The organism is Rhodococcus sp. 5G237 (genome assembly GCF_053764735.1).
Genome location: NZ_JBSNCD010000004.1, coordinates 251403 through 263106, shown reverse-complemented (window position 1 = coordinate 263106; position 11704 = coordinate 251403). Strand labels below are relative to the sequence as shown.

The 11704-nt window shown below is 68.8% G+C and carries 10 protein-coding genes; 4 read left to right on the top strand and 6 right to left on the bottom strand.

What is annotated here, in order from left to right; all coding sequences use genetic code 11:
• Positions 1-248 precede the first annotated feature (248 nt).
• Complete coding sequence (locus ACWPOC_RS10625) at positions 249-839, top strand: TetR family transcriptional regulator (RefSeq protein ID WP_120283693.1); 591 nt, start codon at positions 249-251, stop codon at positions 837-839.
• A 16-nt stretch (positions 840-855) separates the two neighbouring features.
• Here ACWPOC_RS10625 and ACWPOC_RS10620 read toward each other — a convergent pair whose 3' ends face one another.
• Together ACWPOC_RS10620 and ACWPOC_RS10615 are read right to left on the bottom strand one after the other, a co-directional pair.
• Positions 856-1668 carry an alpha/beta fold hydrolase gene (locus ACWPOC_RS10620; protein ID WP_120280420.1) on the bottom strand — a complete coding sequence of 271 codons (813 nt, stop codon included), beginning with the start codon at positions 1666-1668 and terminating at the stop codon, positions 856-858.
• 22 nt (positions 1669-1690) lie between these two features.
• Entirely contained in the window at positions 1691-3226 is a 1536-nt protein-coding gene (locus ACWPOC_RS10615) for an ATP-binding cassette domain-containing protein (RefSeq protein ID WP_120280419.1), read from the bottom strand.
• Positions 3227-3419: 193 nt separating this feature from the next.
• On the opposite strand from ACWPOC_RS10615, the gene ACWPOC_RS10610 reads away from it, so the two are divergent.
• The 3 genes from ACWPOC_RS10610 (at position 3420) to ACWPOC_RS10600 (ending at position 7760) form a co-directional block, all read left to right on the top strand.
• Positions 3420-5189, top strand: a complete 1770-nt coding sequence (locus ACWPOC_RS10610) for a penicillin-binding transpeptidase domain-containing protein (protein WP_120280418.1) — start codon at positions 3420-3422, stop codon at positions 5187-5189.
• A 79-nt stretch (positions 5190-5268) separates the two neighbouring features.
• Positions 5269-6948, top strand: a complete 1680-nt coding sequence (locus ACWPOC_RS10605; RefSeq protein WP_225623647.1) for an NTF2-like N-terminal transpeptidase domain-containing protein — start codon at positions 5269-5271, stop codon at positions 6946-6948.
• Between the two features lie 74 nt (positions 6949-7022).
• Positions 7023-7760, top strand: a complete 738-nt coding sequence (locus ACWPOC_RS10600) for a sulfite exporter TauE/SafE family protein (protein ID WP_455408594.1) — start codon at positions 7023-7025, stop codon at positions 7758-7760.
• A gap of 22 nt (positions 7761-7782) precedes the next feature.
• Here ACWPOC_RS10600 and ACWPOC_RS10595 read toward each other — a convergent pair whose 3' ends face one another.
• The 4 genes from ACWPOC_RS10595 to ACWPOC_RS10580 all read right to left on the bottom strand — a co-directional run bounded on the left by ACWPOC_RS10595 (position 7783) and on the right by ACWPOC_RS10580 (position 11675).
• On the bottom strand, positions 7783-9255 hold the full coding sequence (locus ACWPOC_RS10595; RefSeq protein WP_120283691.1) for a peptide MFS transporter: 1473 nt from the start codon (positions 9253-9255) through the stop codon (positions 7783-7785).
• 138 nt (positions 9256-9393) lie between these two features.
• On the bottom strand, positions 9394-9774 hold the full coding sequence (locus ACWPOC_RS10590; protein WP_120280415.1) for a DUF3054 domain-containing protein: 381 nt from the start codon (positions 9772-9774) through the stop codon (positions 9394-9396).
• Positions 9775-9909: 135 nt separating this feature from the next.
• Complete coding sequence (locus ACWPOC_RS10585; RefSeq protein ID WP_120280414.1) at positions 9910-10464, bottom strand: YceI family protein; 555 nt, start codon at positions 10462-10464, stop codon at positions 9910-9912.
• An 89-nt stretch (positions 10465-10553) separates the two neighbouring features.
• Positions 10554-11675 (bottom strand): lysylphosphatidylglycerol synthase transmembrane domain-containing protein, encoded by a 1122-nt coding sequence (locus ACWPOC_RS10580; RefSeq protein WP_455408593.1) that lies wholly within the window; start codon positions 11673-11675, stop codon positions 10554-10556.
• Positions 11676-11704 lie beyond the last annotated feature (29 nt).

Genomic DNA, 11704 nt, shown 5'->3' with positions numbered 1-11704 from the left:
TTGTTCGCCATGAGAAAAGTTATGCCGGTCACCGACGAGGGGAGTGACCGGTCCGGAGGGGAATCCGAGCGGAAATCGGGGGAGCGATGTACGCGGAACGAAAGGACGGCGACAAGCCGTCGGTCACGACGGACGGCAGGAGTGCTCGCGCAGAGCGCACCCGGCAGGCCGTCATAGAGGCTCATATCGCGCTCATCAGGGCGGGAGAGCTCAAACCCACAGGGGCGCAGATCGCCTCGCGGGCCGGGGTGTCCCTGCGATCGTTGTGGGGACACTTCGGCGATCTCGAGACGTTGTTCGCCGCCACCGGTGCCGAACTGATGCGGCGCCAGGACGACGCCTACGAGCCGATCGATCCGTCGCTGCCGCTCGACGAACGGATCGACGCCTACTGCAGGCAGCGAGCGGAACTGCTCGAATACATCGCGCCGTTCGCGCGGTCGTCCGAGATCCGCGCGCCGTTCTCGCGCGAATTGCAGCGCAACCGCCTGCGCTATCTCGACCGGGCGCGATACGAGATCAGGGCGTTGTTCTCCGACCAGTTCGAGGGCGTCGACGACACCGTCCGCACCCACATCGAGAACCTGCTGGGAGTGTCGACGACCTGGCCTACCTGGGTATCGCTGCGGGACGTACTGCGCCTGTCGGTGCCCGAGGCGGTCGAGGTCATGAAGCGGTCGGTGTCGGCGCTGCTCGCGGAGGCATCCGGAGTCGGCCGGCAGCAGGCGGTTGCCCGTGCTGCGCAGGAGAAGGCCGTGGTCGCACCGCACCGGAAGGCGCAGCAGTCCCGGCCGGTGCCGGCGATGACACCGCGGGAACAGGTCGTCGTCCCGGCCTGAGCGCCCGAACCGAGTATCAGCGCGTGTCGGTCGGTTTCCGGCCGGCGCGTGCCGAGAGGAAGGTCTCGACCGCAGGTAGTGCGGCCGAGACCGTCTCGGCATGGTCCACCCCGCGCAGAATCGCGAGTCGCGCACCGGGGACGGTGCGCGACAACGCGCGGGTGTCCTCCACACGCAGGCGGTCGTCCGACCCGACGACGGCGAGCACGGGCACGTCGATGCCCGCGAGTGTCTCGTCGCCGATTCCCGGTTCCCGATCCGACCGGCGGAAATAGGCGGCGAGAGCCTGCGCGTCGTTCTTCGAAAAGGCCGAACGCGTCGCGGGATCGACCGGCGTGCGACGCCTTTCCTCCCAGGCACGGATGAAACCGTCCATGCCCTCGCGCTCGAGCACGTCGACGGTGCCGGGGAAGAACATCGCGTCCATCGCTCCCTCCTGGGGGCGTGCGCTCCCGCCGAGCAGGGTCAGACTCGCCAGCCGCTCCGGAGCGGCGACGGCGAGCGCGAGTCCTGCACGGGCGCCGAACGAATAGCCGACGTAGTGCACCCGGTCGGCTCCCGCCGCGTCCAGGACGGCGAGCAGGTCCCCGACGATCGCGTCCATCGCGTAGGCGTCCTCGTCGTGCGGGGTGTCGCTGCGGCCGTGGCCACGCAGATCGGGCATGACCAGGCGGAAATCCCCGCCGAGCGCCTTCACGTACCCGAAGGCCCGCCACACCGCCGACGACAGGGCACTGCCGTGGACCAGCAGCACGACCGGTGCCCCCTCGGGGCCTGCCGTGGTGAACCGGATCCGGGTGCCGTCGGCGGGATTCGTCGCATGGCTCATCCCAGCAGTATCGCCGAACGGTTCATCTTTCGAGTTCGACCGACCGATCCACCGCCACCTCCTCGAGGAATCGTTCGTCGTGCGAGACCACCACGAGCGCACCGCTGTAGGCGCGCAGGGCCTGGGTCAGGTGCGCGAGACCGGCCAGGTCGAGGTTGTTGGTGGGCTCGTCCAACAGCAGCAACTGCGGAGCGGGATCGGCCGCGAGCACGATCGCGAGCGCGGCCCGCAGTCGCTCCCCACCCGACAGCGCTCCCACGGCGACCTCGGCGTGACGGCCGCGGAACAGGAAGCGCGCCAGACGCGCCCGCACCTGCTGCGGAGTCAGGTGCGGCGCCCGATCCTCGGCGTTCTCCGCGACCGAACGATCGTCGTCGAAGATGTCGAGCCGCTGCGGGAGCAACGCGAAGGGAACGTGGGGTTCCGCTTCGACGATGCGGTGCAGCAGGGTCGTCTTCCCCGACCCGTTGGGCCCGCGCAGCGCGATCCGCTCCGGCCCGACGATCTCGAGCGGTGCGTCCGCCACCCGCCGACCGGGCGGAACCGCGGTCCCGGGCAGGTCGATGCGGATCTCCGGATCGTCGCGCACCGCGTCCTTCGCACGGTCCAGGTTCTCCCGTGCCGTGGTCAGATCCTCTTCGTGCTCGCGGCGGAAACGCCCGGCGGATTCCTGCGCCTGCCGTTTGCGCGCGCCCATGACGATCTTGGGTTCGCGCTTCTGTTCGTACATCTTCTGCCCGTAGCGTTGCCGCCGGGCGATCGTGACGTGCGCTGCCGCCAGTTCGCGTGCCTGGCGCCGCACGTCGTTGCGGGCATCCCGCACCGCAGCCCGTGCCGCCTCCTGTTCCTCCGCGACGATCCGCTCGTATTCGCCGAACCCGCCGCCGAACAGGCGCAACGCACCGTTGCGCAGTTCGGCGATCGCATCCGTGCGGTCGAGCAGTTCCCGGTCGTGCCCGGCGACGAGCACCGTGCCGGGGAACCGGTCGAGTGCATCCTGCAGGCGCGCGCGACCGTCGGCGTCGAGATTGTTCGTCGGCTCGTCGAGCAGCAGCACGTCCGGGTCGTCGAGCAGGCGGGCGGTGAAGGCGAGCAGCACCGTCTCCCCACCGGAGAGCTGACCGACGGTGCGATCGAAATCCCCGGCGTCGTGCAGGATCCGGTCGAGGCCGACTCGGTGCATGAGCGCGAGGGCGCGGTCCTCGATGTCCCACCGGTCGGCGACGACCTCGAAGTCCCGATCGTCGAACGATCCGGATTCGATGCGTCGCAGTGACTTCCGGATCTCTCCGATACCGAGGACGGAATCGACCGGCACCGTCGGATCGAGGGTCACGTCCTGGGGAAGGTAGGCGACCCGTCCGCGCACCGTCGACGAACCGGAGGTCGGGCGGAGTTCACCCGCGATGAGCCGCAGCAGGGTGGTCTTCCCACTTCCGTTGCGGCCCACCAGGCCGATCCGCCCGGCCGGGACGACGGCGTCGAGATCCTGCACGGCGACGGTGCCGTCCGGATGGACGTAGGAGAGTGCGGACAGCGTGATACCGGATGAAGACATGGTGGCTCCCGAAGGGTGAGGGTCGATTGCGCGAGTGCGCGGGGGACGGGACCTCTCACAGGAGCAACGGACTTCTCCGATCGACGGGTACGGGATGCGAACACCATGGTGATCCCGCACCGTCCGGTATGCAACCGAATATTTCACCCCGACTCCTACCTGCGATAACAGGCACGGGCTCGGAAGTGCAGGCATGATCGGGACCGTGCGGATCCGACTGATTGGTATGGGTGTCGCGGCAGCCACGGTGCTGTCGCTGTCGGCGTGTGCGACCGGCCCCGATCAGCCGGAGACGATCGCGGAGGAGTTCGCTGCCGCTCTCGACGCCGGCGACGTCTCCGGCGCGGCGGCGTCGACCACCGATCCGGTGGCCGCGGAGTCCGCGATCGACGCCCTCTTCGCCGGGCTCGGCCACGACGATCCCACCGTGAGTGTCGCGGGGACGGGCGACGACGACACCTTCGAGCTCGACGTGACGTGGACCTTCGGGGAGGGTCGCGACTGGTCGTACCGCACCACCGGCAGCGCGACGGAGGATCCGGAGGCCGATGCGTGGCGGGTCCGCTGGGATCCCACGGTGCTGTCGCCGGAGCTGGCGGGTGGCGCGTCGCTGGAGTACCTGACCACCGTCGGTGCCCCGCCCACGATCTTCGACCGGGCCGGGCGGCCGCTCATGGGGGAGCAGGTCGTCACCGTCGTGAACCTGGATGCGACCGCCGATCCCGCCGCGGTCGCTCCCGTGCTGGCCACGGTCGTTCCGACCATCACGGCGGAGAGCCTCGCCGAGCAGGTCGCGGCGGCCGCCGGCGGGACTGCGGGAGTGATCACGCTGCGTGAGGAGGACCTCGCGCCGATCGAGGATCGCCTCGCCGCGCTGCCCGGTGTGACGCTCGTGCCGCAGACCCGTCTGCTCACCACCGAGCGCGATCTCGCCTCGCCCGTGTGGTCCGGCCTCGCCGAACTCTGGCAGGAGGGGCAGGACGCCTCGGCGGGCTGGGTGATCCGGCGGGTCGCGGCGGACGGCACGACGAGCCAGGTCGCCGGCGAAGCGGGACCGGAGGCACCCGACCTGACCAGCACGATCGATCTCGACCTGCAGCGACGGGCCGAGGAGGTCCTCGCCGGTTTCGACACGCCCGCGGTAATCGTCGGGATCGAACCCTCGACGGGCGCGATCCGCACGATGGCCCAGAACGACGAGGCCGACGCCGAGGGGCCGATCGCCGCGACCGGCCTCTACCCGCCGGGGTCGACGTTCAAGGTGGTGACGACCGCGGCGGCGCTCGATGCCGGGCTCGCCGAACCCGACACCGTGCTGCCGTGCCCGGGCGTCGCCTCGATCGGTTCGCGCACGATCCCCAACGACGAGAACTTCGATCTCGGCCCGGTGCCGCTGCACACCGCGTTCGCGTTCTCGTGCAATACGACGATGGGGCGGCTCGCTCTGGACCTGCCGCCCGACGCCCTGCGCGCGACTGCAGAACGGTTCGGTCTCGGCATCGATTACGTCACGCCCGGTCTCGTCACGGTCACGGGTGACGTGCCGGTCGCCGACACCGATGCGGCCCGCGTGGAGGCAGCGATCGGGCAGGGGCAGGTGACGGCGTCGCCGTTCGGGATGGCGCTGGTCGCAGCCTCGGTGGCGAACGGTCGAACGCCGGTTCCGGCGATTGTCGAGGGGCAGCCGGCGACCGCGGATCGGGACGCCGAACCGATGCCCGAGAACGTGCTCGCGGCACTGCGAGAGATGATGCGCGAGACTGTGATCGAGGGTACAGCCGGCACGTTGCGCGACATTCCCGATCTGGCGGGGAAGACGGGGACCGCGGAGTACGGTGACAACGTCGGGGCGCACGGCTGGTTTATCGGATCACAGGATAATCTTGCCTTTGCGGTGTTCGTGTCGGGGGCGGACGGCTCGGCCCCTGCCGTCGAGGCGGCGGGGCGATGGCTGAGGGGGTAGGGACGCGTGGCGCAATTGTGATGTGTTCGTGCACAACGCGTGCTGGTATCTCGTGTGACTGAAGTGAAGGTTGTTACATATGAGATTTCGTGATTGGCGGGGGAAGCGGGGGCGCATCGTCGCGCTGGCCGTGTGCCTCGTCGTGGCTGTCGTCGCGCTGACGACGGTTGTGTTCTCGGATTCTCGAAGCGAGGCGCAACGCCTCGTCGACGACTTCGTCGCCGCACTCGACGAGCGTGATGCGGGCGCAGCAGCGGCCCTGACCTCCTACCCGAACGCGGCGGAGGAAACGATCTCGCAGATGTACGACGGACTGTCCGACGGCACCGTCGACTACGACGTCACCCAGCTCGTCGAACTCAACGACGACTCGGGATACTTCACGCTCTCCGCCGGATGGAATTTCGGCGAGGGCAAGGACTGGTCGTATCAGGTCACCGGTTCGGTACGGAAGCTCGCCGTCGGCTGGCGTGTGTCCTGGGACCCGGAGGTCGTCGTCCCCGACCTGTCGGGCGGACGCACCGTCCACCACGTGCGCACCGACGCCGCACCGCCGAAGATCTTCGACCGCACGGGCCGTCTCCTCATGGAGGAACAGACCATCAACGCCGTGGTGCTCGACCCGGCGGCGATGCCCGATCCCGTCGACACCACCACTCGTCTCGCGGCGGTTCTCGAGCCAGTCGCGCCCGTCATCACCGCCCAGCTGATGCAGGAGCGGATGGCGGAGAACCCCGGCAACCGGATCACGGCGGTCAAGCTCCGCGACCAGGACTACCAGTTCCTCGAGGACGGCATCGTGTCGATCCCTGGGGTCGAGGTGCTCACTACACCCACCCTGATCAGCGCGGATCGGCGGATCTCCACGCCACTGCTCGACTCGCTGCGCTCGGCGTGGCAGCTCGAACGCGACCGGACGGCGGGCTGGGCGGTCACCCTCGAGGATCCCGAGGACGGTCCGATCCAGGTGGCCGGCTTCCAGGGCCCGCCGCCCCCGGACCTGCAGGCGACCGTCGACTCCCAGGTGCAGCTCGCCGCGAAGGAAGCGGTCGTCACCGCCGGTACCCCGGCCGCGCTGGTGGCCATCCAGCCGTCGACCGGTGGCATCCTCGCCGCCGACGTCAACAACTGGGCCATGGAACTCGGTCCCGTCATCACCCACGGCCTCTACCCGGCCGGCGGCGTTCTCGATCCGGTCCGGCTGGCGGCCGGCCTCGAGCGCGGCGTCGATCCGAACGACGTGGGGTCCGACGACGTCGCCTCCACCGCCCGTCGCCTCGGCCTCGGTGTCGACTACGACGTGCCGGGCTTCGAGTTCGAGACCTCGCAGATCGGGCACAACCGCTCCGGAGTGGTCCAGTTCGCCGGATCGGACTCCGACGAGAACCTGATCACGCCGCTCGGCGCTGCGGTGCTGGCCGCCTCGGTCGCGCGGGGCAGTGCCGCTGTCCCGACGATCGTGCAGGGACAGGAGACGGTCGTCCACGACGCCCCCGAAGCGCTGCCCGGTTCGGTGATCGACGCCCTGCGCGGCATGATGATCGACAACGTGCAGAACGGTCCGGCGTCCTTCCTCCGCGGACACGCCGGTCTCGCGGGTATCGCCGCGGCGAGCGGCGAGGACCGCTGGTTCTTCGGTTACACCGGCGGCGACCTGGCCTTCGCGGTCTTCGTCGCCGATGCCGACGGCGGCGACCGCGCGATCAAGATGGCCGACACCTTCCTGCGCAAGCTCGGAGAACCACTGCTCGGGGACTGATCGGCCGGAGGCCGGTCCATGGTGCACTGATCGGCCGGAGGTCGGTCCGCGGCGTACAGGTACGTTGAGCGACCGTGACCGTCCTCGATCTGGCCCTGCTCGTGGTTGCCGGATTCTTCGCGGGTGCCGTCGGGTTCGTCACCGGCCTGGCGTCGATCGTCTCGTATCCGGCGTTGCTCGCCGTCGGCCTCCCGCCGGTCGCGGCGAACGTCACCAACACCGTCGCGATGGTCGGTGTCGGTGTCGGGGCGCTGACCAATTCGACGCGGGAGGTCGTCGACACCGGCCCCCGCGTGTGGTGGTGGACGCTCTACGCCGCGCTCGGCGGCGTGGTCGGCGCGGCTGTCCTGCTCGTCGCCCCGCCCGACTCGTTCGAGGCGATCGTCCCCGGATTTGTCGCGCTCGCCGCTCTCGCGCTGCTGCTCCAACCACGCATCCGCACTCTGGCCGGCGGCCGCGACCTGCCGCGGGTGTTCTCCGTGGCGGTCTTCGTCGTCGCGGTCTACGGCGGATACTTCGGGGCCGGCGCGGGCGTCGTCTTCTACGCGCTGGTGCTGATCTGCACCTCCGAGCAGATCTGGCGCGCGAGCATCCTCAAGAGCTACCTGCTCGGCGTCGCCAATCTCGTCGCGGCGATCGGGTTCGCCGTCTTCGGGCCCGTGCACTGGGGAGCGGCGGCCGCGATGGCCGTCGGCGCGTTCGCCGGTGGCTACTGCGGCCCGCCGCTCGTCCGGCGCATACCCCCGAACCTGCTGCGCGTGGGTGTCGCGCTCGCAGGGTTCGGGTTGGCGGTATGGCTCGCTCTCCGCTGAGCGGTGTCCCTGTGCAGCGGTATTACTGCACGCCGTGCATGAGCTTCTTGATGCGCGGCGCGAACAGTGCCAGCACGATGCCCACTGCGATCGATGCTCCGCCGATCCACAGGTAGTACGGCACCTCGTTGTTCTCGTCGTAGAACCCGGCGAGGGTCCCGGCCATGGCCGTGCCGCACGCGACGGACAGGTAGAACAACGCGACCATCTGTGTGTGGAAGTTCTTCGGCGCGAGCTTCGTCGACAGCGACAGTCCGACGGGGGACAGGAACAGCTCGGCGAAGGTGAACAGCAGCAGGATGAAGACGAGTCCGAGCAACGGAGCGCTGTTGGGGCCGCCACCGGCCATGGGGATGAAGCACAGGAAGGCGATGCCCATGATGATCGTGCCCGCGGCGAACTTGATGGGCGACGAGGGCTGACGCGGTCCGAGTTTGGTCCACACGGCGGCGAAGACACCCGCGAACAGGATGATGAAGACCGGGTTGATCGACTGCACCCAGGACGGCGGGAACTCCCACCCGAACAGATCGCGGTCCAGGCGTGTGTCGGCGTAGACGGCGACCATCGTGAACTGCTGCTGGAAGAGCGACCAGAACACCGCGCTGGCGATGAACATCGGGATGAACGACAGCACCCGGCTGCGCTCGATCGGCGTGATCTGCTTGCTCGACAGCATGATGACGAAATAGGTGATCGTCGCGATGATGGTCAGGGCGACGACGATGTCGGACATGTTGCTCGTCGTGACGAGGCCGGTCAGCGCGGCGACCGCGATGAGGACCACGGCGACCAGACCGATCCCGGCGGCTTTCGTGCGCGTCTCGGCGGGCAGCGGGTGGGGCGGCACCTTGCCGATGTCGCCGAGATGCTTGCGGTAGATCGTGTACTGCAGCAGGCCGAGGAACATGCCGACCGCGGCGAGACCGAAGCCCCAGTGGAAGCCGTAGCGCGTCTGCAGGAAGCCGGTGAGCAGCGGGCCGACGAGCGCGCCGATGTTCACGCCCATGTAGAAGATGGAGAAACCGGCGTCGCGGCGGGTGTCCTGCTCGTCGTAGAGATCGCCGACGATCGACGTCGCCGTGGCCTTCAGACCACCGCTACCGAACGCGACCAGCACCAGGCCGACACCCACCCCGACGAAACCGGGCAGCACCGCGAGCGCGATGTGGCCGAACATGATGAGCACGGCGCTGTAGAACAGGGTCCGTTCGGAACCCAGCAATCGGTCGGCGATCCACGCCCCGAGAATCGTCGACAGGTAGACCGTGCCGCCGTAGGCGCCGACGATGGAGGTCGCGGCCCCCTGGCTGATCCCCAACCCGCCCTCGGATGCCGAGTAGTACAGGTAGTAGATCAGGATGCCCTGCATGCCGTAGAAGGAGAATCGCTCCCACATCTCGACACCGAACAGGTTGGCCAGGGGTAGTGGCTGACCGAAGAACCGATGGTCGGATCGCGACCCGGTCAGGGTAGGTGGTTCCAGCGTGGACATGATCTCCACTGTTCCACCGCACGGGGCGCGAGCGCGAAAAATTCGCGTATCCCGCGGTCGCAGATCACACTTCGGTGCGAGTGTGAGAAACGAGACCGGGAAGTCGGTGCAGGTCAGTGGGCGTCGACCGCGGGGCGGTCAGTGAGCGTCGACCCTGCGACGCTGGAGCAGTCCGACGACGACGCGCCAGCCCACCAGGAACAGGCCCAGGAAGATCGTCGCGACGATGATGAAGGCGGTCGCGGTGCCCTGACCGGTGACGGCCCGCAGCAGCATCCCGACGACGAGGGTGCTCACCCACACGAGTAGTCCGGTGGGGACGGCTGCGAAGGCGTCGAACTTGTCGCGGTAGAGCGACGCGGTGAAGAACCATCCGGCGGTGAGGCCGCCGAGGAACGGCCATGCCGTTCCTGCGAGCCCCACGAGATCGAGCACTTCGTCGTGGCTGGAACGACCGAGCACGGCGAATACGACGACGAGAACGACGTCGATCGCCAACGCCGGGGTGTACTTCTTCACGGGTCCAGAGTAGCGGCGGCGCGGGGCGCGTCGGAATCTCCGGTGCGTGCTCTCGAGCACGATTCGGGCCGGTGGAGCGGGTGGAACGCGACAGCGCCCCTGCCGGAGCAGGGGCGCTGTCGTCTGCGAGAGGGGTCAGGCCTGCAGGCCGGCCTCGATCTCGAGGGTGATGGTGATCTTGTCGCCGACGACGGCTCCGCCGCCTTCGAGCGGCATCTCGATGCTGATGCCGAAATCCTTGCGGTTGATGACGGTGGTGGCCTCGAAGCCGGCGACCGGACCCTGGCCCATGCCGGGGTTGACGCCGTTGAACTCGAGCTTCAGGTCGACCGGGCGGGTGACACCGTGGAGCGTGAAGTCGCCCGTGACGATGTAGTCGTCACCGTCGGCACGCACGTCGGTCGAGGTGAAGGTGGCGACGGGGAACTGCTCGGCGTCGAAGAAGTCGGCGGAGCGGATGTGCGCGTCGCGGTCGGCGTTCTTGGTGTTGATCGACTTGACGTCGATCTCGGCGTTCACCGATGCGGTGCCGTCCTCGGCGACGGTGATGGCGCCGGAGAAGTTCTCGAAGGTGCCGCGAACCTTGCTGACGACGAGGTGCCGGACGGTGAAGCCCACGTTCGAGTGGACGGGGTCGATGGCCCAGGTGCCGGTGGTCAGGCCGGGGAAGGTGGTGGTGGCGGTGGTCATGGTGGTCCTCCTCGATGATTAAACTTTCAACTGCTTGTCGACAACCATGCCACCGAATAGTTGCTTGCGCAACTATATTGTGATGCGGATCACGCCGGCTCGGGATTCTCGACCGGACGACGTCGCCGTTCGAGGGTGCTGCGCTCGTGTTCTGCGCGCTCGGCGATCGGATCGATCTCGTCGGGTCCGTTGCCCCGGTACATCGCGGCGACGGTGGCCCAGCCCGCCAGGGCCACGAACGCGAAGCTCACCATCCGGTACACGAAGACCGCTGCCAGCGACTGCGACGCGCTCAGTCCGGCGGCGGTGAGCGTCGCGATGAGGGTGCCGTCCACGAATCCGAGGCCGCCCGGCGCGAGCGGCACACTGCCTACGGTCTTCGCCGCCGCGAACGCGATGAACAACCCCGCCACCGACGGGGAGCCGCCGACAGCCCAGCATGCGAGTCCGAGGCACGCGACATCGGCGGCGCGGTGCACGGCCGACCACGCCACCGCGGCCACACCGTCGCGACGCGCGAGTTCGACGGCCTCGAGCTGCGCGAGGGTGCGTTCGAAGACGTCGAAGCCGGTGTCCCTCGGCTTCCTCGTGATGCGGTTGACCCGATGGAGCACCCACGTGCCCGCCGCTTCGATCGACATGGGGTTCTTCGCGACGTACCGCAGGCCGAAGATCAACGCGATCGCCCCGGCGAGCGACAACACGAGCGTGACGGGGCTGATCCGGCTGCCGACCGCGAACGCACCGATCATGCCCACCGACGCCAGGGTCACGGCCGCGATGACACCGGAAACCGCGAGCTGCCACGAGGCGACCACGGGGGTCGCCCCCCACTTGCGGGTCTGCTTGTAGGTGAAGGCCGTGGAGAAGACCGGGCCTGCGGGCAGGGTCACCGCCATCGCCGTGCTGCCGTAGATCACCGACGCCGACCGCCAGTGCCCGACGCGCACCCCGCCGGCGCGGAGCAGTCGCTGCTGCACTCCCGCGAAGCCGCTGAGGGAGATCATCTGAGCCAGCACGGCCGCCGCGAACCAGCCCCAGTGCATCTCCGTGACCGCGCGCCACGAGTCGCTCATCGTCGGCCACAGGTAGATCGCCTCGACCGTCAGCAGAGCAACGAGGGCGATCGCCGACACCCACTTGATCCACCGGAACGAGCCCCGACGCGGCGTGGCGTCGGGGCATGGAGGATCGTCGTGCGGCTGCGCCACGCTGTTCACCGTAACCGACCGTCGGGTCA

Excerpts from the sequence above, each read along its gene's own strand:
- ACWPOC_RS10620 (WP_120280420.1), bottom strand. The coding sequence starts at position 1,668 with ATGAGCCATGCGACGAATCCCGCCGACGGCACCCGGATCCGGTTCACC.
- ACWPOC_RS10615 (WP_120280419.1), bottom strand. The coding sequence starts at position 3,226 with ATGTCTTCATCCGGTATCACGCTGTCCGCACTCTCCTACGTCCATCCG.
- ACWPOC_RS10610 (WP_120280418.1), top strand. The coding sequence starts at position 3,420 with ATGATCGGGACCGTGCGGATCCGACTGATTGGTATGGGTGTCGCGGCA.
- ACWPOC_RS10605 (WP_225623647.1), top strand. The coding sequence starts at position 5,269 with ATGAGATTTCGTGATTGGCGGGGGAAGCGGGGGCGCATCGTCGCGCTG.
- ACWPOC_RS10595 (WP_120283691.1), bottom strand. The coding sequence starts at position 9,255 with ATGTCCACGCTGGAACCACCTACCCTGACCGGGTCGCGATCCGACCAT.
- ACWPOC_RS10585 (WP_120280414.1), bottom strand. The coding sequence starts at position 10,464 with ATGACCACCGCCACCACCACCTTCCCCGGCCTGACCACCGGCACCTGG.